At 69.9% G+C, this 22,453-nt stretch carries 23 protein-coding genes; 13 read left to right on the top strand and 10 right to left on the bottom strand.

Features of this window, described 5'->3' with window-relative positions:
* Positions 1–12: 12 nt before the first annotated feature.
* Positions 13–534 (bottom strand): hypothetical protein, encoded by a 522-nt coding sequence (locus ACIPEK_RS10075; RefSeq protein ID WP_401993149.1) that lies wholly within the window; start codon positions 532–534, stop codon positions 13–15.
* 12 nt (positions 535–546) lie between these two features.
* A complete protein-coding gene (locus ACIPEK_RS10080) occupies positions 547–1,662 on the bottom strand; it encodes a magnesium and cobalt transport protein CorA (protein WP_401993152.1) in 1,116 nt (371 codons plus the stop codon).
* A 409-nt stretch (positions 1,663–2,071) separates the two neighbouring features.
* Between ACIPEK_RS10080 and ACIPEK_RS10085 the strand changes: the two genes are divergently transcribed.
* Positions 2,072–2,707, top strand: a complete 636-nt coding sequence (locus tag ACIPEK_RS10085) for a suppressor of fused domain protein (RefSeq protein WP_401993155.1) — start codon at positions 2,072–2,074, stop codon at positions 2,705–2,707.
* Positions 2,708–2,810: 103 nt separating this feature from the next.
* On the opposite strand, the gene ACIPEK_RS10090 is transcribed toward ACIPEK_RS10085, so the two are convergent.
* The gene (locus ACIPEK_RS10090) at positions 2,811–4,043 is read right to left on the bottom strand and encodes an MFS transporter (protein ID WP_401993158.1); all 1,233 of its coding nucleotides are present in this window, start codon (positions 4,041–4,043) and stop codon (positions 2,811–2,813) included.
* 157 nt (positions 4,044–4,200) lie between these two features.
* Here ACIPEK_RS10090 and ACIPEK_RS10095 point away from each other — a divergent pair, with 157 nt between their 5' ends.
* The 3 genes from ACIPEK_RS10095 to ACIPEK_RS10105 all read left to right on the top strand — a co-directional run bounded on the left by ACIPEK_RS10095 (position 4,201) and on the right by ACIPEK_RS10105 (position 6,621).
* Positions 4,201–4,839 carry a DUF6758 family protein gene (locus tag ACIPEK_RS10095; protein WP_114246494.1) on the top strand — a complete coding sequence of 213 codons (639 nt, stop codon included), beginning with the start codon at positions 4,201–4,203 and terminating at the stop codon, positions 4,837–4,839.
* A gap of 128 nt (positions 4,840–4,967) precedes the next feature.
* A complete protein-coding gene (locus ACIPEK_RS10100) occupies positions 4,968–5,834 on the top strand; it encodes a PHP domain-containing protein (protein ID WP_401993162.1) in 867 nt (288 codons plus the stop codon).
* A 181-nt stretch (positions 5,835–6,015) separates the two neighbouring features.
* The gene (locus ACIPEK_RS10105; RefSeq protein WP_093897497.1) at positions 6,016–6,621 is read left to right on the top strand and encodes a MarC family protein; all 606 of its coding nucleotides are present in this window, start codon (positions 6,016–6,018) and stop codon (positions 6,619–6,621) included.
* Positions 6,622–6,697: 76 nt separating this feature from the next.
* On the opposite strand, the gene ACIPEK_RS10110 is transcribed toward ACIPEK_RS10105, so the two are convergent.
* Positions 6,698–6,850 carry a hypothetical protein gene (locus ACIPEK_RS10110; RefSeq protein WP_015611185.1) on the bottom strand — a complete coding sequence of 51 codons (153 nt, stop codon included), beginning with the start codon at positions 6,848–6,850 and terminating at the stop codon, positions 6,698–6,700.
* A 221-nt stretch (positions 6,851–7,071) separates the two neighbouring features.
* Here ACIPEK_RS10110 and ACIPEK_RS10115 point away from each other — a divergent pair, with 221 nt between their 5' ends.
* Positions 7,072–7,959 (top strand): NYN domain-containing protein, encoded by an 888-nt coding sequence (locus tag ACIPEK_RS10115; protein WP_383078253.1) that lies wholly within the window; start codon positions 7,072–7,074, stop codon positions 7,957–7,959.
* 17 nt (positions 7,960–7,976) lie between these two features.
* Here ACIPEK_RS10115 and ACIPEK_RS10120 read toward each other — a convergent pair whose 3' ends face one another.
* Together ACIPEK_RS10120 and ACIPEK_RS10125 are read right to left on the bottom strand one after the other, a co-directional pair.
* On the bottom strand, positions 7,977–8,825 hold the full coding sequence (locus tag ACIPEK_RS10120; protein ID WP_401993165.1) for an alpha/beta fold hydrolase: 849 nt from the start codon (positions 8,823–8,825) through the stop codon (positions 7,977–7,979).
* 326 nt (positions 8,826–9,151) lie between these two features.
* A complete protein-coding gene (locus ACIPEK_RS10125; protein WP_401993465.1) occupies positions 9,152–10,996 on the bottom strand; it encodes a DEAD/DEAH box helicase in 1,845 nt (614 codons plus the stop codon).
* A 618-nt stretch (positions 10,997–11,614) separates the two neighbouring features.
* Between ACIPEK_RS10125 and ACIPEK_RS10130 the strand changes: the two genes are divergently transcribed.
* Positions 11,615–12,328: a ferritin-like fold-containing protein gene (locus ACIPEK_RS10130; protein ID WP_383078247.1), complete on the top strand. Its 714-nt coding sequence runs from the start codon at positions 11,615–11,617 to the stop codon at positions 12,326–12,328.
* 52 nt (positions 12,329–12,380) lie between these two features.
* Here ACIPEK_RS10130 and ACIPEK_RS10135 read toward each other — a convergent pair whose 3' ends face one another.
* The 4 genes from ACIPEK_RS10135 to ACIPEK_RS10150 form a co-directional block, all read right to left on the bottom strand.
* Positions 12,381–12,650, bottom strand: coding sequence for a hypothetical protein (locus ACIPEK_RS10135; protein WP_401993169.1), 270 nt, complete (start codon positions 12,648–12,650; stop codon positions 12,381–12,383).
* A 223-nt stretch (positions 12,651–12,873) separates the two neighbouring features.
* Positions 12,874–13,101 carry a DUF3107 domain-containing protein gene (locus tag ACIPEK_RS10140; protein WP_218105578.1) on the bottom strand — a complete coding sequence of 76 codons (228 nt, stop codon included), beginning with the start codon at positions 13,099–13,101 and terminating at the stop codon, positions 12,874–12,876.
* Between the two features lie 142 nt (positions 13,102–13,243).
* The gene (locus ACIPEK_RS10145; protein ID WP_018105511.1) at positions 13,244–13,885 is read right to left on the bottom strand and encodes a TetR/AcrR family transcriptional regulator; all 642 of its coding nucleotides are present in this window, start codon (positions 13,883–13,885) and stop codon (positions 13,244–13,246) included.
* A gap of 168 nt (positions 13,886–14,053) precedes the next feature.
* Positions 14,054–14,269, bottom strand: a complete 216-nt coding sequence (locus tag ACIPEK_RS10150; protein ID WP_401993172.1) for a hypothetical protein — start codon at positions 14,267–14,269, stop codon at positions 14,054–14,056.
* 109 nt (positions 14,270–14,378) lie between these two features.
* On the opposite strand from ACIPEK_RS10150, the gene ACIPEK_RS10155 reads away from it, so the two are divergent.
* The 7 genes from ACIPEK_RS10155 (at position 14,379) to ACIPEK_RS10185 (ending at position 22,408) form a co-directional block, all read left to right on the top strand.
* Complete coding sequence (locus ACIPEK_RS10155) at positions 14,379–15,341, top strand: alpha/beta fold hydrolase (RefSeq protein WP_401993175.1); 963 nt, start codon at positions 14,379–14,381, stop codon at positions 15,339–15,341.
* Between the two features lie 8 nt (positions 15,342–15,349).
* Positions 15,350–16,606 (top strand): DUF3152 domain-containing protein, encoded by a 1,257-nt coding sequence (locus ACIPEK_RS10160; protein WP_401993178.1) that lies wholly within the window; start codon positions 15,350–15,352, stop codon positions 16,604–16,606.
* A 166-nt stretch (positions 16,607–16,772) separates the two neighbouring features.
* A complete protein-coding gene (locus tag ACIPEK_RS10165; protein ID WP_322110005.1) occupies positions 16,773–16,868 on the top strand; it encodes an Ms4533A family Cys-rich leader peptide in 96 nt (31 codons plus the stop codon).
* 227 nt (positions 16,869–17,095) lie between these two features.
* Positions 17,096–18,820, top strand: a complete 1,725-nt coding sequence (locus ACIPEK_RS10170) for an ABC transporter substrate-binding protein (protein ID WP_401993181.1) — start codon at positions 17,096–17,098, stop codon at positions 18,818–18,820.
* 2 nt (positions 18,821–18,822) lie between these two features.
* Positions 18,823–19,806: an ABC transporter permease gene (locus ACIPEK_RS10175; RefSeq protein ID WP_401993184.1), complete on the top strand. Its 984-nt coding sequence runs from the start codon at positions 18,823–18,825 to the stop codon at positions 19,804–19,806.
* Entirely contained in the window at positions 19,803–20,792 is a 990-nt protein-coding gene (locus tag ACIPEK_RS10180; RefSeq protein ID WP_401993187.1) for an ABC transporter permease, read from the top strand. The genes ACIPEK_RS10175 and ACIPEK_RS10180 overlap by 4 nt, the downstream gene beginning before the upstream one ends.
* Positions 20,789–22,408 carry a dipeptide ABC transporter ATP-binding protein gene (locus ACIPEK_RS10185; protein WP_401993190.1) on the top strand — a complete coding sequence of 540 codons (1,620 nt, stop codon included), beginning with the start codon at positions 20,789–20,791 and terminating at the stop codon, positions 22,406–22,408. The genes ACIPEK_RS10180 and ACIPEK_RS10185 overlap by 4 nt, the downstream gene beginning before the upstream one ends.
* Positions 22,409–22,453: the final 45 nt, after the last annotated feature.

Raw genomic sequence — 22,453 nt, forward strand, 5'->3', positions numbered from 1 at the left:
GCCCTGCCCCGGTCAGCCCTTGAGCGCCCGCTTCAGCAGCCGCGGCAGTCCGGCCGGCACCGGCCGCCGCGTGGTCGCGGATGTCGGCAGGGGCGCAGCGGCCAGCGAGCCGTCCGGCAGCTCTGTACGGAATTCGCCGGGTGTCAGCCGCAGCACCCGGCATTCGCGCGCCCACCGCTCCGTCATCTGTTCGGCGTCCGGTGCGTTCAGCCGCTTGCCCTTGAGCTCGGCGACGGCGGCCTCCCACTCCTCGGAGTGCGGTGCGAGCTCCGTCACGGCGGCCGTCCAGGCGACCAGCCGGCCGCCCTTGTCCTTGCTGCGCACGGTCACCTCGGCGGCGGACCCGTCGTCGAGACCGGCCGGGAGCGGCTGCTCGCCGGGGCCGTCGCCGACCAGATGCACCGCACCCTCGTGCCACACGTGCCACAGCGCCCGCGCGGGCCCGGTGCCCCGCACCCAGATGAGGCCCGACTTCTTGGTGGCCTCCTCGACGAGAGCCCGGCCCAGCGGCACGTCAGCGGCAGCAGCAGTCATACCCGAACTCTATTAGAGCCAGCCGTTGCGCTTGAGTGTGCGGTGGATGGAGAAGCAGACCACTCCGATGACGCCCAGCACCATCGGGTAGCCGTACCTCCAGCCCAGCTCGGGCATGTGCTTGAAGTTCATGCCGTAGACGCCGCAGATCATCGTCGGTACGGCGACGATGGCCGCCCAGGACGTGATCTTGCGCATGTCCTCGTTCTGCGCGACGGTCGCCTGCGCCAGGTTGGCCTGGAGAATCGAGTTCAGCAGTTCGTCGAAGCCGATGACCTCTTCGTGCACCCGCGCCAGGTGGTCGGCGACGTCGCGGAAGTACTTCTGGATGTCGGGGTCGATCAGCCGCATCGGCCGCTCGCTCAGCAGCTGCATCGGCCGCAGCAGCGGCGACACTGCCCGCTTGAACTCCAGGACCTCACGCTTGAGCTGATAGATCCGGCCCGCGTCCGAGCCGCGCGGGCTGCCCTTCGCGGGGGTGGAGAAGACCTCGATCTCCACCTCGTCGATGTCGTCCTGGACGGCGCCCGCCACCGCGATGTAGCCGTCGACGACATGGTCGGCGATGGAGTGCAGGACCGCGGAGGGCCCCTTGGCGAGCAGCTCGGGGTCGTCCTGCAGCCGGTGCCGCAGTGCGCGCAGCGAGCCGTGGCCGCCGTGCCGGACGGTGATGACGAAGTCCCGGCCCGTGAAGCACATCACCTCGCCGGTCTCGACGACCTCGCTGCTCGCGGTGAGCTCGGTGTGCTCGACGTAGTGGATGGTCTTGAAGACGGTGAAGAGAGTGTCGTCGTACCGCTCCAGCTTCGGCCGCTGGTGGGCGTGGACGGCGTCCTCGACCGCGAGCGGGTGGAGGCCGAACTCGCGGGCGATACCGGCGAATTCCTCCTCGGTCGGCTCGTGCAGGCCGATCCAGGCGAAGCCGCCCTCCTCACGCACCTGGAGCATCGCCTCGTGCGGCGTGCGGCAGGTGCCGGTCTCCACTCGCCGTCCGTCGCGGTAGACCGCGCAGTCGACGACCGCGCTGGAGGCGGACGGGTCACGGGTGGTGTCGTAACTGTTGTGCAGGGCGTTGCTCTTGCGCAGGGACGGGCGCACGGCGGCGCGCAGGTCGCGGATCATCGACATGGCTGGCTCCTTCACGGAGGGCCGTCGTCAGGCACGTGGAACAGCCCGGAATGGGGACGTGCGCTCACGTCCGCAAAGCGGGCGGCACCGCAGCGGCGCGATGACGGCGTTCGCTACAGACAGGCAAAAAAGGGGTGCTCTTCCGTCGTGCGCAATGCCATGGGCCTTGACCGAGAAGGCTTCAGATCACCGAAGAGAGGTGAGGAGCGGAAGAGCGGTTGGTACTGCACGGTCGACTTCGATCCATTGCAGCCCCACCTCCTCCAGCCGGTCCCCCGTGGGGGATGACGTGTCGTCGGGACTGAGAGCGACGCTTCTGCGTGCTGCCCCGACCAGCGGCCAAGACTATCAGCCGACTGAGGGCCAATCCTTTACTTTGCCCGTTCCATACGCGTCCTATGCTCGCAGGATGGGAGAAATTCTTGCTCTGGTCGAGGCCCGGCTGCTGGCGGCCCTCGGCGAACCGGACGCGCGCGCCGCAGTGACGTTTCTCGGGACGGACCGCATCGAGGTACTCCGCTTCGCCGACCGCGACGTGGTGCGCTACGCCACGCTCGGCATGTCCGCACAGCCGATGGCCGATCCGACCGCGGCCCTTGCGGACCCGGTGAAGGGCCCGCGCGCCGAGCTGGTCCTCTCCGTGCGCGCCGGACTCGCCGACACCGACAAGGTGCTGCGTCCACTGGCCGTGCTGGCTGCCGCCCCGCAGGTCGAGGGGTTGATCGTGGCGCCCGGCGCCTCGCTGGACCTCGGCGAACCGCTGTGGCCCGGGGCGCCGTTCAGCTCCGTGCTGGTCGCCGAGCCGGGCGGTCTGGTCGAGGACCTCGAACTGAATGAGCCTGCGCTGTGCGGCGGCTCCGCGGGGGGCGGTGGCCGGGAGACGGGCGGGCCGATGGAGCCGGTGCGGTTCCTGCCCCTGCTGCCGATGACGCACAACGAGGCCGCGTGGAAGCGGGTCCGCGGCGCGCAGGAGCTCCAGGAGCGGTGGCTCTCGCACGGTACGGATCTGCGTGATCCGCGGCGTGGCTCCGTGGCGCTGGACTGAGACGTCGGACCGGTCGGCTGAGTCGTGACGGGCAAACGGGAAGCCCCGCCGCGCAGCCAGGAGGGGTAGCCGTGGGCGGGGCGGAGCCGGGTCTGCGTCGTGGTCAGTCGGCGAAGACCGTGACGCCGTCCTCGCCGGCGTGCTTGGGCTCCAGCTCCTTTGCCTCGTGGGTCAGCGCCGTACGCCGGATCCAGACGACGACCGCACCGACGACGGCCGCGATCGCGGCGACCACGAACGGGATGTGGATGTTGCTCCACTCCTCGATCTTCGGTGCGAGGTACGGGGCGGCGGCCGCGGCGAACCAGCGGACGAAGTTGTAACCCGCGCTCGCCACCGGGCGCGGTGCGTCCGACACACCGAGCGCCAGCTCCGTGTAGACGGTGTTGTTCATGCCGATGAAGGCGCCGGAGACGATCGTGCAGACGATGGCGGCGGTGTGGTTGCCGTATCCCAGGATCACGAGGTCGACGGCGAGCAGCACCAGCGAGGCGCCGAGCACCTTCAGTGACCCGAAGCGCTTCTGCAGCCGCGGGGCGACGAGCACCGAGAAGATCGCGAGCAGCAGACCCCAGGCGAAGAAGACCGCGCCCGACTTGTACGGCGTCATGTTCAGCACGAACGGTGTGAACGCCAGGATCGTGAAGAACGCGTAGTTGTAGAAGAACGCCGAGGTCGCGACGGAGGCCAGGCCGCCGTGGCCGAGCGCCTTGACCGGGTCGAGCAGCGAGGTCTTCCTGGCGGGCTTGGGCTGCTCCTTCAGGAACGCCGTGATGCAGATGAAGCCGATCGCCATCAGCGCGGCCGTGCCGAAGAACGGGTAGCGCCAGCTGGCGTCACCGAGCAGGGCGCCGAGCAGCGGTCCGCAGGCCATGCCGAGACCGAGCGCCGACTCGTAGAGCAGGATCGCCGCCGAGCTGCCGCCGGCCGCCGCACCGACGATCACGGCGAGCGCGGTCGATACGAAGAGCGCGTTGCCCAGCCCCCAGCCGGCCCGGAAGCCGACGAGTTCGGCGACGGACGACGAGGTGCCGGAGAGCGCGGCGAAGACGACGACGAGCGCGAGGCCGGTCAGGAGCGTCTTGCGGCCACCGATCCGGCTGGACACGAAGCCGGTGACGAGCATCGCCACGGCGGTGATCAGGAAGTACGAGGTGAAGAGCAGCGACACCTGGCTCGGCGTCGCCTCCAGGCCCTTGGCGATGGACGGGAGAATCGGGTCCACCAGGCCGATTCCCATGAACGCGACAACAGAAGCGCCCGCCGTGGCCCAGACGGCCTTCGGCTGGCGCAGGATGCTGCCCGCTCCCTGATCGAACGGATCCTCTCCCTGCATGGGTCTTCTCACTCTCCACTAGGTAGTTGCATTATGCACAGAATAAGTTAGAGGAACTAATAAATGCAAATTACATCTAATTCTGCTGGTGGGAGCCACGCTGCGGACGGGTGATCATCCTTGACGCGGCGACGGTCCTGGAGGACCGTTGGACGCTATGAGGGGCGAACCCAGTTGCCCGAAGTGTGGAGGCCGGGTCAGGGCGCCCGGTCTCTTCTCCGACACCTGGCAGTGCGCGGTGCACGGCAGCGTGCAGCCGCTGCAGCCGGTCGTCCCGCCCAGCGTCGAGGCGCTGAGTGTGGTGGTGCAGCGGGCCCAGGTCCCGGTGTGGATGCCCTGGCCGCTGCCGGTGGGCTGGCTGTTCACCGGTGTGGCGAGCGCGGGTGACGACCGCAGTGGCGGTCGCGCCACCGTCGTCGCCTGTTCCGGCCCCGGTCCCGTCGGCGGTATCGGCGAGCTGCTGCTCGTCACCGAGGAACTCGGCGTCGGACTCGGGGCGCGCTACGCCGGGATCGACGGCCTCGACCCCGGCCCCTATCTGCACGTCGACGGCCCGCCGGACGTGAAGATGCTCGCCGCCGGCCGCCCCACCCCGCTCTGGAACGTCAAGGGAGCGCCCGAGGACCGGGCGGTCTTCGCGGGCGAGGCGCGCGGGCTCTGGCTCTGGGCGATCGTCTGGCCCGAGCAGTCGGGGCTTTTGATGTACGACGAGCTGGTGCTCGCCGATCTGCGCGAGGCCGGGGGTGAGATGGACCTCGTACCGTGCGGGGCGCTCACGCCGCGCCTGCTCAACTAGGACCTGCCCGGCGGACAGGGTCCGGCACCCCGGGTGCCCGCAGGGCCTTCGGGCCCGGCCGGGCACCGGTCGAATGCCGGTTATCCTTAAATGTCCCCTTGTCCGGCCCGAGCAGTGGAGTACGCGTCGTGCGCATCGACCTGCACACCCACTCCAGCGCGTCGGACGGTACGGACACCCCCGCCGAGCTGGTGCTGGGCGCAGCCGCCGCAGGCCTCGACGTCGTGGCCCTCACCGACCACGACACCGTGCGCGGCCACGCCGAGGCGATCGCCGCCCTTCCGGAGGGGCTCACCCTCGTCACCGGCGCCGAGCTCTCCTGCCGGATCGACGGCGTGAGCCTGCACATGCTGGCGTACCTCTTCGACCCCGATGAGCCCGAGCTGGCACGCGAACGCGAGCTGGTGCGGGACGACCGGGTGCCGCGCGCCCGGATCATGGTGGGCAAGCTCCAGGCGCTCGGCGTTCCGGTCGAATGGGAGCAGGTCGCGAGGATCGCCGGGGACGGATCGGTCGGCAGGCCGCACATCGCCACCGCGCTCGTCGAGCTGGGCGTCGTCGAGACAGTCTCCGACGCCTTCACGCCCCAATGGCTCGCGAACGGCGGACGCGCGTACGCCGAGAAGCACGAACTCGACCCCTTCGACGCGATCCGGCTGGTCAAGGCCGCCGGTGGCGTCACCGTCTTCGCCCACCCGCTCGCCGTCAAGCGCGGCGAGGTGGTGCCCGAGTCGTCGATTGCGCGGCTCGCCGCCGCAGGCCTCGACGGCATCGAGGTCGACCACATGGACCACGACGAGCCGACCAGGGCCAGGCTGCGCGGGCTCGCCCGGGAGCTGGGGCTGCTGACGACCGGGTCCAGCGACTACCACGGCAGCCGCAAGACCGTCGCACTCGGCGAGTACACCACCGACCCCGAGATCTACGGCGAGATCACCCGGCGCGCCACGGGAGCCTTCCCGGTGCCGGGCGCAGGCGGACTCCGCCCCGCGTAACGACGCACGTGTCGCTGCCGGGGCGTGAAGCCCCTCGCCGCCCTGCCGGGCGGCCGGAAGCGTACCGCCACTCGACCCACTACTGCGTTCCACTTCTGCGCACCCGGCCGTCAGGCCGCCGTCATGGCTTCGGGGTGCGCTCCTTCAGGCCATTTCTCGCTCTCTTCTCGCAAGGCTCACTGTGTTCGACGTCGCTGTCTTCGGATCCCTTTTTCTCACGCTTTTTGTGATTATGGATCCCCCCGGGATCACCCCGATCTTTCTTGCCCTCACCGCCGGCCGCCCCGCAAAGATGCAGCGCAGGATGGCGCTGCAGGCGGTGGCCGTCGCCTTCGGTGTGATCGCCGTCTTCGGTGTGCTCGGCCAGCAGATCCTCGACTATCTGCATGTCTCCGTGCCCGCCCTGATGATCGCGGGCGGATTGCTTCTGCTCCTGATCGCGCTCGATCTGCTGACCGGCAAGACCGACGAGCCGACGCAGACCAAGGACGTCAATGTTGCGCTCGTGCCGCTGGGCATGCCGCTGCTCGCCGGGCCCGGTGCGATCGTGTCGGTGATCCTCGCGGTGCAGCACGCCGACAGCGTGGGCAGCCAGATCTCGGTCTGGTCGGCGATCATCGCCATGCACATCGTGCTCTGGCTGACCATGCGCTACTCGCTGCTCATCATCCGGGTCATCAAGGACGGCGGTGTCGTGCTGGTGACCAGGCTCGCCGGAATGATGCTCTCCGCCATCGCCGTACAGCAGATCATCAACGGGGTCACCCAGGTCATCCAGAACTCCTGAGGTGCTCGCGGACACCAGAGCGCCCCCGTACGGACCTTCCGTACGGGGGCGCTTCGTCTTTGAGCGTCGTAATGCGTTACGAAGCCGAGCTTTCGGCCGGGCGGATATAGATGCGCTGGCCCATGGCTGCGGCCTGCTGCACGATCCGGTTGACGGAGGCGGCGTCCACGACGGTGCTGTCCACGGCGGTACCGTCGACATCGTCGAGTCGCATGATCTCGAAGCGCATAAGGCTTCCCTTCGTCTGATCCTCCTGCTGGAGAACTACTGGGAGGACGGGTGCCCCGTCCGCAAGGATGAGAGCGCCCGACACCTATGTCTTGCGCTCCACGACGTGTACAACGGCTTGCCTCCTGCAAACATTCCCTACGCTAAGGAAATTTTTTGGATGTCTAAGTACCAGCAGGTCACCGAGCGCGATCCGGCGACAAGGCCCACGACGAGGCCCGAATGAACGAGGTAGAGATCCGCGAGCGCCTGGACCGCACCAACGAGCTGCTCCAGCGCGTGCTCGCCGAGGTGTCGAAGACCCCCTCGACCCACGCGATCTTCGTGGACGCGGGCTATGTGTACGCCGCGGCCGGACTGCTCGTCACCGGCACCGAGGACCGCCGCTCCTTCGACCTCGACGCGGAAGGGCTGATCGAGGCCTTCATCGACAAGGCCCGCACGATCTTCGCGGACAGCAGACTGCTGCGCGTGTACTGGTACGACGGAGCAAGGAGGCGCATCCACACCGTCGAGCAGCAGTCCATCGCCGAACTCCCCGACGTCAAGGTCAGACTCGGCAACCTCAACGCCAACAACCAGCAGAAGGGCGTCGACTCACTCATCCGCACCGACCTCGAATCGCTCGCCCGGCACCGCGCCATCAGCGACGCGGCACTGGTCGGCGGTGACGAGGACCTGGTGTCGGCGGTCGAGGCGGCGCAGGGGTACGGGGCCCGGGTGCACCTGTGGGGCATCGAGGCGGGGGAGGGGCGCAACCAGGCCGAACCGCTGCTCTGGGAGGTCGACAGCCAGCGCACCTTCGACCTGGACTTCTGCCGCCCGTACGTCACCAGACGCCCCGTCACCACCTACGAGGACGACACCCCCGCACCCTCGCGCGAAGACGTCCGCTTCGTCGGTGCGCAGATCGCCGCTGCCTGGCTGGCCGCCCGGGGCCGCGAGTCCCTCGCGGATCTGCTGCCCGGACATCCGTACCTGCCTGGCTCCGTCGACCAGGACCTGCTGGTCGAGGCCGAACGGCTGCTGCAGCACTCGCTGCGCGGCCACGCACATCTGCGGCGGGCGCTGCGTGACGGTTTCTGGCAGCACCTGCAGGCGCAGTACTGAGGTCTGACGCCCGTCGCCTACAGGCTGTCCCAGAAGGAGACGAGCGCGGAGGCCGTCTGCTCCGGACGGTCCGTATTGGGGGAGTGCTCGGCGCCCGTGATCCGGGTACGGCGCGCGCCCAGCCGCTGGGCCATCTCGTCGAGCAGCGGCACCGGCCAGGTGTCGTCGCGCTCGCCGGAGAGCACATGGAGGGGCAGAGGCACGGCGGCGAGTTCGGCCACCCGGTCCGGCTCGGTCGCCAGCTGGCGGCCGGTGGCGATCAGCTGGGCGGGCTGGTGGCGCAGCCAGCGCCGGCGCAGAGCCTCGCCGTCCGTCGCCGCGTCCTCGGGCGGGTCGAGGGCGCGCATCGCCTCCCACACCTCGGCCATGCTCAGCGTCGCGAGCGCGTCGCCGAGCATCTTCACCTTGAGCTGCTGGGCCTCGGTGACCTGTGCCGGTCCGGACGACATGAGGGTCAGTGAACGGAACGGCGAGGCGTCCAGAAGTACGGCGGCGCGGGCGATCTGCCCGCCCAGCGAATGCCCGACCAGATGCACGGGGCCCTCGCCGCCGACGCCGGGAGCGGTGGCCTGCGCGAGCACATCGCGGGCCAACTCGCCCTGTGCGTAGTCACCTTGATGGGTCGAGCCCTCGGTCTCGTACTGCCCGCGACCGTCCACGGCGACGGTCCGGTACCCGGCGGCACAGAGCGGTTCGAGGAGTGCGATGAAGTCCTCCTTGCTGCCTGTGTAACCGGGCAGCAGGAGAGCGGTACCGCGCGGCGCGGTGCGCGGCGAGGCGTCCAGCACGGCGAAGTCCCCGCGCGCGGTGCGGAGCTGGCGGGCGTGGGCGCAGGGGGGCGGGGCGAAGGTGGGCGGCCGACTCATGGGACGAGGTTATGTCCTCGAACGCCGGACGGGCTTGAGGATGCCCTCAAGCCCGTCCGGCGAAATCAAGCCCCTCAGAGCCTGTCGGGTGCCCTCCGGCCGGGCGGCCACGCCCTGGCACGCAGGCTTCCCGCGTTGTCGTCAGTCACCGACTCCCCCATAGCTGAAGGCATGGGGGGACCCCCTTCGCGTCGACTTTCTCCTCCGCCTTGGAATCGCACGCACCAGACCGCGTCCGCTATCCGATCGGAGGTCACCCGACAGGCTCTCAGGCGTTCGAGGAGCGGGGTCCGAGGCGGAGCCCCGGATCAATCAGCGCTCCGTGCTCAGCCCTCGGTCTTGGCGGCAGCCGCACGCGGCGCCCGCCTCCTCCGCGGCTTCGCCTCGCCCTCGGCGACCGGGGCCTGGGCCACGGCCTCCGTCTTCGGCTTGGCTGCCGCACGGGTGCGACGGCGCGGCTTGGTCTCCGGGTTGGGCTCGGAGATCGGCGCGATCTGGAAGTCGACCTCGTCCTCCGCCGGCTTGATGACGCGGGCGCGGCGACGCGGCTTGGTCACCGTCCTCGCCTCGGGCACCGGCTCGGCGACGGGCGCGATCTGGAAGTCGACCTCGTCCGCGACCGGCTTCACGACGGCGGCCCGGGTGCGGCGGCGGCGCGGCTTGGTCTCGGTCGCGGGCTCGGCCTCGGCCTCGGTCTTCGTGGCGACGGCGGTGGCCGGAGCCTCCACCGTGGCCACAGCGGCCTCGGCCGTGATGTCCGGGGCACCGACGCGGGTACGGCGGCGGCGGCGCGGCGTACGCGGCTCCGACGGGGCGTCGTCCACCTCGGTGGACGGGGCCGGCACCGTGGCGGTGGCGGCGGCCTCCTCGACCGCGGAGCCGCCCCGCGTACGACGACGCTGACGCGGCGTACGCGGCGCACGCTCCTCACGGACGGCGGGCGCCGAGGACGCGGCGGAGGACTTGCGACCGCGGCCGCCTGTCTCGCCCAGGTCCTCGATCTCCTCGGCCCGCAGACCCGCACGGGTCCGCTCGGTGCGCGGCAGGACACCCTTGGTGCCGGCCGGGATGTCGAGCTCCTCGAAGAGGTGCGGAGAGGTGGAGTACGTCTCGACCGGGTCGGGGAACTTCAGGTCGAGCGCCTTGTTGATCAGCTGCCAGCGCGGGATGTCGTCCCAGTCGACCAGCGTGATCGCGATGCCCTTGGCGCCCGCACGGCCGGTCCGGCCGATGCGGTGGAGGTACGTCTTCTCGTCCTCCGGCGACTGATAGTTGATGACGTGGGTCACACCCTCGACATCGATACCGCGGGCCGCCACGTCGGTGCAGACGAGCACGTCCACCTTGCCGTTGCGGAACGCGCGCAGTGCCTGCTCGCGCGCGCCCTGGCCGAGGTCGCCGTGGACCGCGCCGGACGCGAAACCGCGCTTCTCCAGCTGCTCGGCGATGTCGGCGGCCGTGCGCTTCGTACGGCAGAAGATCATCGCGAGTCCGCGGCCGTTGGCCTGCAGGATGCGGGAGACCATCTCCGGCTTGTCCATCGAGTGGGCCCGGAAGACATGCTGCGAGATGTTCGCGACGGTCGCGCCCTCACCGTCGGGCGAGGTGGCGCGGATGTGCGTCGGCTGCGACATGTAGCGCCGCGCGAGGCCGATGACGGCGCCCGGCATGGTCGCCGAGAACAGCATCGTCTGCCGCTTCGGCGGAAGCATGGTGATGATCTTCTCGACGTCGGGCAGGAAGCCCAGGTCGAGCATCTCGTCGGCCTCGTCGAGCACGAGTGCGCGGACGTGCGAGAGGTCGAGCTTGCGCTGCCCGGCGAGGTCGAGCAGTCGGCCCGGGGTGCCGACGATCACATCGACGCCCTTCTTCAGGGCCTCGACCTGTGGTTCGTACGCGCGGCCGCCGTAGATGGCGAGAACGCGGACGTTACGCACCTTGCCGGCGGTCAGCAGGTCGTTGGTGACCTGCTGGCAGAGCTCGCGGGTGGGGACGACGACCAGCGCCTGCGGCGCCTCGGTCAGCTGCTCGGGCTCCGCCCGGCCCGCCTCGACGTCCGCGGGGACGGTGACGCGCTCCAGCAGCGGCAGACCGAAACCGAGGGTCTTGCCGGTGCCGGTCTTGGCCTGGCCGATGACATCGGAGCCGGAGAGTGCGACGGGGAGCGTCATCTCCTGGATGGGGAACGGGGACACGATGCCGACGGCCTCAAGGGCCTCGGCCGTCTCGGGAAGAATCCCGAGGTCTCGGAACGTAGTCAGGGTGCTGCCTCTTCTGTGAGACGCGGTCCGAGGCGAACGCTGGGGGTCGTACCGTGCCGGGGTTGGTCATCCGGCCGTGGATGGGCCGGGTGGCGCGGGACCACTGCCGTCGCTCGAGCGCTCGTGCCGCTGAGGGGGCCCCTCATCTGCGGTCGTACGTGGCGTACGCCCCGCGTGGAGGGCTGTCGGGTCGGAGCCGATCGGGCCACCGACCGGGCATCCTCATTGGATTTCGTTCACGCCGCAGGTACATCCAAAATACTCAGTAGCGCAATACCACTGTACCCCGGATTCGCGCACATGTGTTGGGTGGTACGTCACGAGAGAGCCTGTCCGACAATGCCGGACAGGCTCTTCCCTCAAGCTGAGGGCGGACTATTCTGCGCTTCGTGACTCCTCCCCGGAGGGGCTTCTCACTTGGCTGCCAGACAGCTTCATGACGGACAAGCCCTGCCCGGCGCGGCGAAGCGCAGTAGGGAAGCCATCAGCTGTATGCGATGCATCACAGCCGATTCAGAAAGGATTGCCGTGGCCGAAAGCGAGCACACGCAGGTCGCTGCCCAGGGCTGGGAGCAGGCCTCTGCCGACCCGCAATACAGGGCGGCGGTTGTCGACCTGCTCGGAGCACTCGCATACGGGGAGCTGGCGGCCTTCGAGCGGCTCGCCGAGGACGCCAAACTCGCGCCGACGCTGGCCGACAAGGCGGAGCTGGCAAAGATGGCCTCCGCCGAATTCCATCACTTCGAGCGGCTGACGGACCGGCTGACCGCGATCGAGGTGGAGCCGACGGGCGCGATGGAGCCGTTCGCCAAGGCGCTCGACGACTTCCACCGCCTGACCGCGCCGTCGGACTGGCTGGAGGGCCTGGTCAAGGCCTACGTCGGCGATTCGATCGCCAGCGACTTCTACCGCGAGGTCGCCGCCCGGCTCGACTCGGACACCCGCTCCCTCGTCCTCGCCGTGCTCGACGACACGGGGCACGGCAACTTCGCCGTCGAGAAGGTGCGCGCCGCGATCGAGGCCGACCCGCGTGTCGGCGGGCGGCTCGCGCTGTGGGCGCGCCGGCTGATGGGCGAGGCGCTCTCGCAGGCACAGCGGGTGGTGGCCGACCGGGACGCACTGTCGACGATGCTCGTCGGGGGAGTGGCCGACGGGTTCGACCTGGCGGAAGTCGGGCGGATGTTCTCGCGGATCACCGAGGCGCACACCAAGCGTATGGCCGCGCTCGGGCTCGCCGCGTAGTCGCGGTTCACCGCGGCCGTCCGGCGTCCGTTCGCGCGGGTGCCGGACGGCTTCAGGCCGCCGCTGATCGACTCAGGCGGTGGCTATCGGGGCGGACCAGCAGCGAGAGCGTCACGGCCCCGACCGGCACCGCGCCGATCAGTGTGGCCACGACGTGGTCCGGGCCCAGCACCGAGTGCATCAGAAACGCACCGAACACCGCTCCCAGAGCGCCGGTGGCGAAGACGGCACGGCGGGACGGGAGCCGGTGCGGCAGCGCACGGAGCGCCACCCAGGCGAGGGTGAGCCCGAGCACGACGGAGCCGAGGAATTCCAAGATCACAGATGATCACCTCGCGAGTTGCGGGGCGGGTAAATCGGTCGTTAGCGGTACTACCCGAGGGTTGCGGAACGCAACCCTCCTTGAACGGGGTTCGCACAGGAATCGCCCGGCTGACGGAAACGCGGACGCGGACGCGGACCGATATGACGGGCCGGAACGGAAGGCGGCCCGGTGGGGAATTCCCACCGGGCCGCTGCCACGGTCACCGCTTCGAGCGTGCTGCCTACAGCGCGCCGAACCCCACGCGGCGCGTGCTCGGCTCGCCGATCTCCACGTACGCGATCCGGTCGGCCGGCACCAGGACCTTGCGGCCCTTCTCGTCCGTGAGGCTGAGCAGCTGCGCCTTACCGGTGAGAGCCTCGGCGACCGTGCTCTCGACCTCTTCGGCGGAAAGCCCGCTCTCCAGAACGATCTCCCGGGGCGTGTGCTGCACCCCGATCTTGACCTCCACGGCTATGTCCCTCCGACGGTCAGTCCCTGCGCGGTGAACCGCGCCGTACGCAGCACACATTAGCCCGCTGAGGGGATCCGCCAGCGGTCGGCGGGCAACGCCCGCAGCGAACACGGGCGCCGGCCGCACCCGGCGGCTTCCGTCAGTGCTGATCGATGCCGTGCAGCGGGAAGCCCGCGATGCCCCGCCAGGCCAGCGAAGTGAGCAGCTGCACCGCCGTATCCCGCGGAATGGCGGACCGGCTGGAGAGCCAGTAACGGGCGACCACCTGGGAGACACCGCCCAGACCCACCGCGAGCAGCATGGACTCGTCCTTGGACAGTCCCGTGTCACCGGCGATGACGTCGGAGATGGCCTCCGCGCACTGCAGCGAGACCCGGTCGACGCGCTCGCGCACCGCGGGCTCATTGGTCAGGTCCGACTCGAAGACCAGCCGGAAGGCGCCGCCCTCGTCCTCGACGTATGCGAAGTACGCGTCCATCGTCGCGGCGACGCGCAGCTTGTTGTCGGTCGTCGACGCCAGCGCCGTACGGACTGCCTGGAGCAGCGACTCGCAGTGCTGGTCGAGCAGGGCCAGATAGAGCTCCAGCTTGCCCGGGAAGTGCTGATAGAGCACCGGCTTGCTGACCCCCGCCCGCTCGGCGATGTCGTCCATCGCGGCGGAGTGGTAACCCTGCGCCACAAATACTTCCTGCGCGGCGCCCAGCAGCTGGTTGCGTCGGGCGCGGCGGGGCAGTCGAGTGCCCCGCGGGCGCGCCGCCTCGGTCTGCTCGATGGCTGTCACGCCGCCTCCCAAATTTGTGATCGGACACAGCCTTTCCGTGCACGCTGCGCCATACAGCCATCGTACTTTTGGGTAACCCGGGTATGCGCGGCGCGGACGCAGAATTTCACGGACCGGACGGCTGCGGTAGCCATGGATTCGTCGACCGATGGGGCAAAACGGGGTGTATCAGCGGTAATCATCTTCATCCTGTGTGACAACACGAGCCTGTTCCGCCGCATCCGCCTCATCGGCACTGTCCCGGTCGATGTCCGTGAGCGGTTCGTCCTGCCGCTGCTGGAGATCGGCCCGCTGCTCGGCGGCGTCCGCCCGGGGCGTCTCCTGGTCCGGTTCGTCCGGCTGGATGTCCTCGAAGGTCTCCGGGTCACTGGGGTCGACCGTCATGGTGACTCCCTTCCTTGCTTCGAGCCTAGGAGCTACCCCTGCAAGCCGCTATGCGGTGTGTGACCGCGAACACATGAACCGCGGTGTGATCGTCTCGTAACATTGCCGCATGTCTTCGACCGAGCTGCCGGGAGTCCGCGCCGCCACCGCGGTGGCCCCCATGGTGAGCACCGTCAGGGTCGCGGAGGGGGAGAAGCTGCGCTCCGCCGCGCTGCCCGGACTGACGCTGACCGTCCGATCCCGGCCGCCGGAGCGGACCGGGCTGCCGCCCGCGCTCTATGTACATGGGCTCGGCGGCTCCTCGCAGAACTGGTCGGCGCTGATGCCGCTGCTCCAGGACCTGGTGGACGGAGAGGCGGTCGACCTGCCCGGTTTCGGCGACTCGCCGCCGCCGGACGACGGCAACTACTCGGTCACCGGGCATGCCCGTGCCGTGATCCGGTTCCTCGACGCGGGGGAGCGCGGGCCCGTCCATCTGTTCGGCAATTCGCTCGGCGGCGCCGTGGCCACCCGGGTTGCCGCGGTCCGCCCCGACCTGGTGCGCACCCTCACCCTCATCTCGCCCGCGCTCCCCGAGATCCGGGTGCAGTGGCCCGCCGTGCCGACCGGACTGCTCGCCGTTCCGGGCGTCGCAACCCTGTTCGCCAGGATGACCAGGGACTGGACCGCGGAAGAGCGCACGCGCGGCGTCATGGCACTCTGTTACGGCGATCCGGCGCGCATCTCCGAATCGGGCTTCCGTGAAGCGGTGGCCGAAATGGAGCGCCGGCTGGAGCTGCCGTACTTCTGGGACGCGATGGCGCGCTCGGCACGTGGCATCGTCGATGCGTACACGCTGGGCGGGCAGCACGGACTGTGGCGCCAGGCCGAGCGGGTGCTCGCACCGACCCAGCTCGTGTACGGCGGACGGGACCACCTGGTCTCGTACCGGATGGCACGCAGGGCGTCCGCGGCCTTCCGCGACTCGCGGCTGCTGACACTGCCCGACGCGGGGCACGTGGCGATGATGGAGTACCCGGAGGCGGTCGCCCAGGCCTTCCGGGAACTGCTCGACGAACGCGGCGGGAGCTGATCCGGGGCGTGGGACGACATAGTCGAAAGGGCCCCGAACCCGCGGGGTCCGATGTCGAGGCCGCCGTCGGGAATACAGGCGGTGATCGTGAGGCCATGCGTCCGGGGCCCGGCAGCGGGCGGCGCCGGAGGCAGGCCGACACACCGGCCGGCGCGGATGGACACGCCCCGTTCCGGCAGACCGGCCACGTCCGCGGCGGCCACCCCGAACAGCGTGAACCCGGCGGCGGCTGGGGGACCGGGCCGCAGCAGGCGGTGCCCCGGCGTCAGCAGCAGGCCGGTACCCGGCCACAGGTACCGGGACCGCGGCGCGAGTTCGTCGAGGCGTTCGACGCGCCGCCCGCACCCCCCGCGCCCCGTGGGCCTTCCGTCCCGCCGGCCGATCCGTACAGTTTGGTCGGCGAGTGGGACGAGCAGCCGCCGCACAGCGACGCCGACGTGCCGACGCCCGCCAAGGACGGCAAGGGCGCCAGGGGTCGTACCTTCACCGGTATCGCGGCCGCCGCGGTGACCACCGTGCTCGCGGTGGTCGTGGCCGGGCAGGTCGCCCACGACGGCGGCGGGACCAGCGCCGCGCAGCCCGCGGGCGTCGACCGGGACGGCACCGACGGCGCCTCCCGCTCGGACGGCCGGCCGACCCCGAAGGTGGCGCAGGTCAAGTCCCTTTCGTACGCGGAGAAGATGGCCAAGGCGTATCCGCTCTCCCCAAAGCTCCATGGGTCCGGGAAGTTCGAGGCGGTTCCGGGTACGGCGAAGGCCCCGGGCAGGGGCCACAAGTACCGCTACCGGATCGATGTCGAGAAGGGCCTCGGGCTCGACGCCTCGCTCTTTGCCCGTGCCGTCCAGGAGACGCTCAACGACGACCGCAGCTGGGCGCACGACGGCGCCATGACGTTCGAGCGGATCTCCTCCGGCGACCCCGATTTCGTGATCACCCTGGCCAGTCCCGGGACCACCGGGGACTGGTGCCGGAAGTCGGCTCTGGACACGACCGAGGACAACGTCTCGTGCGACTCCGCGGCGACCGAACGCGTGATGATCAACGCCTACCGCTGGGCGCAGGGGTCGTCGACGTTCGGCCCGGACAAACTCTTCGCCTACCGCCAGATGCTGATCAACCATGAGGTCGGTCACCGGCTGGGGCACGACCATGTGAGTTGTCGCACGCCGGGAGCCCTCGCTCCGGTGATGCAGCAGCAGACCAAGTCCCTGAACATCAACAAGATCAAGTGCCGGCCCAACGCCTGGGTATATCCGAGCAGTTGAATCGAAAAGGGCCGGACCGGGGGGCATGCCGGGCCGTCTCGTCGATCGAGCCGGGCTCCGCCGTCATCTGCCGGGCGGCGCGCCCACACTCGATGGTGTCCGCATATTGAGACGGTCGTCTCATTCCGCGTTGACATCCCCTGGGCGGTGATCCATATTTCTCGGCATGTCACGCAGCCCTGTCACCCCCGAACGCGCCGCCATAGAGCTGGCGCTCATCGGCGTGACCGGGCACAGCGTCGCCGACATCCACTGTTGCTGACGCCTGCCCGAGCGCGCGTCGGCCCTCTGCCCGAGCCCTGAAACGGCCCGGACGACCATGCACGACTGCCGCGCCTGGGCGCACTCCGTCCGCAGGCGCGACAGTCTCAGTGTTCCGGTCATCTTTTCCATGTGCCGACCGGTTGTGTGCACTCGCTCTCGTTGCTGCCTGCACGGAAATTCCCTCCGTTCTTTTCTCCAGGCAGTACTCCGAGAGGTCACCTTCCGATGCGTCAACCGTCCGTCATATCGCGCCGCGTGGCAGCGGCCGCCGCAGTACTCGTCGTGGCCGCGGGTGCCGCGGCCTGCGGGCCCCAGGACAGCAAGGACAGCGGCGGTGATTCCGGCGCGGCGGGCACGCCCGAGAAGGGCGGCACGCTCACCGTCCTCAACAGCAAGCCGCAGGAGGACTTCGACCCCGCCCGGCTCTACACCTCCGGCGGCGGCAACGTCCCGTCCCTCGTCTTCCGTACGCTCACCACCCGCAACCGGGAGGACGGCGCGGCGGGCGCGAAGGTCGTCCCCGACCTGGCGACCGACCTGGGCACGCCCAGCAAGAACGCCACCGTGTGGACGTACACGCTCAAGGACGGGCTGAAATACGAGGACGGCACCGCGATCACGAGTGCCGACATCAAGTACGGCATCGAGCGCTCCTTCGCCGCCGAGCTCTCCGGCGGCGCGCCCTACCTGCGTGACTGGCTGATCGGCGGGGCCGACTACCAGGGCCCGTACAAGGACAAGAAGGGCCTCGACTCGATCGAGACGCCCGACGCGAAGACGATCGTCTTCCACCTCAACAAGCCGGAGGGCGAATTCCCCTTCCTGGCCACGCAGACCCAGACGACCCCCGTGCCGAAGGCCAAGGACAAGGGCACCAAGTACGAGGAGCACCCGATCTCCTCGGGGCCGTACAAGGTCGTCAAGAACGAGGGCGACGGCGAGCGCCTCGTCCTGGAGCGCAACCCGCACTGGTCGGCAGCGACCGACGAGGAGCGCAAGGCCTACCCCGACCGGATCGATGTGCGCTCCGGGCTCGACTCCGCCGTCATCAACCAGCGCCTCTCCGCATCGCAGGGCGCCGACGCGGCCGCCGTCACCACCGACACCAACCTGGGCCCGGCCGAGCTCGCCAAGGTCACCGGCGACAGGAAGCTCGCCGCCCGCGTCGGCACCGGCCACTTCGGTTACACCAACTACATCGCCTTCAACCCGAAGGTGAAGCCGTTCGACAACCCGAAGGTGCGCCAGGCGATCTCGTACGCCGTCGACCGCTCCTCCGTGGGCAACGCGGCCGGCGGCTCCTCGCTCGCCGAGCCCGCCACCACCTTCCTCCCCGACCAGAAGGCCTTCGGGTACACCCCGTACGACCACTTCCCGGCCGGGAAGTCCGGCAACGCCGCCAAGGCCGAGGAACTGCTGAAGGAGGCCGGCTACCCCAAGGGGCTGACCGTCACCCTCACGCACTCCAACGACAAGGACTTCGCGACGAGCCCGGAGATCGCCACCGCGCTCCAGGAGGCGCTGAAGAAGGCCGGCATCACCGTCAAGCTCCAGGGACTGGAGAGCAACGACTACTCCGACACGGTCTACAACGTGAAGAGCGAGCCCGGCTTCTTCCTCGGCGGCTGGGGCGCCGACTGGCCGTCCGGCGGTCCGTTCTTCGCACCGATCTTCGACGGACGCCAGATCGTCAAGGCCGGGTACAACTTCAACTCCGCCCAGTTGAACGACCCCGCGGTCAACAAGGAGATCGACGAGATCAACAAGCTGACCGACCTGAGCGCCGCCGCGAAGCGCTGGGGCGCGCTCGACGAGAAGGTCGGTGAGCAGGCACTGACCGTGCCCCTGTTCCACCCGGTCTACAAGCGCCTGTACGGCGAGTCCATCAAGAACGTCGTGATCAGCGACTGGACCGGTGTGCTCGACATCTCGCAGGTCGCGGTCAAGTAACCATGGCCGAAGCTCTACTGGCCGAGGAGACGGGGGCCGTCAAGGCCCCCGCCTCCGGGGCCCATCCGTTCTGGCGGCGGCTGCGCGCCCGGCGCGCGGCCCTCGTGGCGGCCGTCGTCGTCGCCCTGCTGGTCCTGATCGCGCTCGCCGCACCGCTGCTCGCGGGCATCGAGGGCCAGGACCCCACCACGTACCACCCGGATCTCGTCGACTCCGCCACCGGCGGGGTGCCGCTCGGCTCCTTCGGCGGGATCAGCGCCGAGCACTGGCTCGGCGTCGAACCGCTCACCGGACGCGACCTGTTCGCACGCGTCGTCCACGGGGCGCGGGTCTCGCTCGGCGTCGCTCTCGCCGCCACCCTGCTCCAGGTGATCATCGGGGTCGGCGTCGGCCTCGCGGCCGGGCTCGGCAACCGCTTCGTCGACCAGGCGCTCAGCCGGGTCACCGACGTCGTGGTCGCGCTGCCCGTCATGGTGATCGCGCTCGGCGCGCTCGCCGTCGTCCCCACGAGCTTCCCGCGCCCGGTCCTGATCGCCGTGATCATCGGCCTGGTCGGCTGGTCCGGCATCTCGAAGATCGTGCGCGCCCGGACGCTCGCGCTGAAATCGCTCGACCATGTCTCCGCCGCCCGGCTCAGCGGCTGGGGCTCCTGGCAGATCGCCAAGCGGGAACTGCTGCCCGCGCTGGCCGCCCCCGTCATCACCTACGCGGTGCTGCTCTTCCCGGCGAACATCGTCGTCGAAGCGGCCCTGTCCTTCCTCGGCGTCGGCATCAAGCCGCCCACGCCATCCTGGGGACAGATGCTCAGCGACGCCGACACCTGGTACCAGGCAGCGCCCACCTATCTGCTGATCCCCGCCCTGCTGCTCTTCGTCACCGTGCTGGCGCTGACCGTCCTCGGCGAGGGCGTACGCACCGCGCTCGACCCGCGCGCCGAATCCCGGCTGCGGATCGGCACCGGCCGGAAGAAGGAGGCCGACGCATGAGGTTGTTCCTGCTCAGGCGCCTCGGCGGGGCGCTCTTCGTGCTGCTCGCGCTCAGCATCGTCGTCTACGCCGCCTTCTACGTCGCCCCCGGCAACGTCGCACAGATCGCCTGCGGTCCGCGCTGCTCGCCCGCGCAGGTGGCACAGGTCAGCGAACAGCTGCACCTGGGCGACCCGTTGTACATGCAGTACGCGCACTTCCTCCAGGGCCTCTTCGTCGGCCGCGACTACTCGACCGGAACCGGGGTGCTGCACTGCCAGGCGCCCTGCCTGGGGCTCTCGTACCAGAGCGACCAGCAGGTCACCGAACTGATCCTGGCCAAGCTCCCGGCGACCGCCTCGCTCGCCGTCGGCGCCTTCGTGCTGTGGATGCTGCTCGGTGTCGGCACCGGACTGCTCTCGGTGTGGCGGCGCGGGCGGGCGACCGAGCGCATCCTCACCTGGATCACCCTGGCAGGCATGGCCACCCCGGTCTTCGTCATAGGCCTGCTGCTGATCATCATCCTGGTCACGGCGCTCCAGATCCTGCCGTTCCCGGATTACGTGCCCCTCACCGAGGACCCGGAACAGTGGGCGTGGAACCTGCTGCTGCCGTGGATCTCGCTGGCGCTGGTGACCGCGGCCCCGTACGCCCGGATGACCCGGGCCTCGATGCTGGAGACGCTGGCCGAGGACCATGTGCGCACCTTCAGGGCGTACGGGGTCAGCGAGCGGGCGCTCGTCGGGCGACACGCGCTGCGCGGTGCGCTGGCGCCGGTGATCGCGCTCGGCGCACTGGACATCGGCTCGATGTTCGGCGGCGCCGTACTCACCGAATCGCTCTTCGGGATCCCGGGGGTCGGCCGCGAACTCGTCGACGCCGTGAAGCACGTGGACCTTCCGGTGGTCGTCGGTCTGGTGCTCGTCACCGGGTTCTTCGTCGTCCTTGCCAATGCCGTCGCGGACGTACTCCAGGCGATGGCCGACCGACGGGTGGTACTGGCATGAGCCTGGTCGAAGTCTCCGATCTCTCGATCTCGTTCGGCGACGTGCGGGCGGTGGAGAAGCTGTCGTTCTCGCTGGAGGCCGGTGGCGCGCTGGGCGTGGTCGGTGAGTCCGGCTCCGGCAAGAGCGCGTCGGCGTACGCCCTGCTCGGACTGCACCGCGGGACCGGGGCGCGGGTCGGCGGCTCGATCCGGGTCGCCGGGGTGGACGTGACCGCGGCGGGCGACGCGGAACTGCGTGCCCTGCGGGGCGCGAAGGCGGCGATGGTCTTCCAGGACCCACTGTCCTCACTGGACCCGTACTACGCGGTGGGCGACCAGATCGCCCAGGTGTACCGGGTGCACAACCGGGTCTCCCGGCGGGTGGCGCGGGCCCGGTCCGTCGAGGTGCTGGACCGGGTCGGGATTCCCGACGCGGTACGGCGCTCCCGGTCCCGGCCGCACGAGTTCTCCGGCGGGATGCGGCAGCGGGCACTGATCGCGATGGCCCTGGCCTGCGAACCCCAGCTGCTGATCGCCGACGAGCCGACGACCGCCCTGGACGTCACCGTCCAGGCCCAGATCCTGGATCTGCTGCACCATCTGCGGCGGGAGACGGGCATGGGGTTGCTGCTGGTCACGCATGACGTGGGCGTGGCGGCCGAATCGGTCGACGAGGTACTGGTCATGCAGTCGGGGCGGGCGGTGGAACGGGGGCCGGTGGGCGAGGTGCTCGTGGCGCCGCGCGAGCCGTACACGCAGGCGCTGCTGGCGGCGGTGCCACGCATTCCGGTCCGCCCGGCGGCCTCGGACGACAAGCCGGCCGCGGACGAGGGCGAGGCATCCGCCGATGGTGAGGAACTCGTCGGGAGTGAGCCGCTTGTCGAAGCCGTCGACGTCCGGCAGGTGTTCGGCAGGGGCAAGTCCGCCCTCGCCGCTGTCGACGGTGTCTCCCTCACAGTCCGGCGCGGCGAAACCCTCGGCATCGTCGGCGAGAGCGGCAGCGGAAAGACCACCCTCGGGCGGATGCTCGTAGGACTGCTGGAGCCCACCTCCGGGCGGCTCACCCGCCGGGCCAGGGTGCAGATGGTCTTCCAGGACCCCGTCTCCTCCCTCAACCCGCGACGCTCGATCGGCGAATCGGTCGCCGACCCGCTGCGGGCTTCCGGGGAGCGCGACGAGGTCGCGATCCGGGCCCGGGTACGGGATCTGCTGAAGCGGGTCGGGCTCGACCCCGAGCAGTACGACCGCTACCCGCACGAGTTCAGCGGCGGACAGCGCCAGCGCGTCGGGATCGCACGGGCGCTGGCCGCCGAGCCGGAACTGATCGTCTGCGACGAGGCCGTCTCCGCACTCGATGTGACGACCCAGGCCCAGGTGACCGCCCTGCTGGCGCAGTTGCAGCGGGAGCTGGGGCTCGCCCTGGTCTTCATCGCGCACGACCTCGCCGTCGTACGGCAGGTCAGCGACCGGGTCGCCGTCATGCGGCGGGGCCGGATCGTCGAGGAGGGTGACGTGGACCAGGTGTACGGAGACCCCCGGGACCCGTACACCAAGCAGCTCCTGGCGGCCGTTCCCGCGCTCGATCCGGCGCTCGCGGCAGTGCGCCGCGCAGCCCGCAAGGAGCTGGCCGCAGCCTGACCCTGCGTGACCGGCCACTCCCATAGCGCGACAGAACGCTACCGG

Source organism: Streptomyces sp. NPDC088246 (genome assembly GCF_044741025.1).
GTDB lineage: Bacteria > Actinomycetota > Actinomycetes > Streptomycetales > Streptomycetaceae > Streptomyces.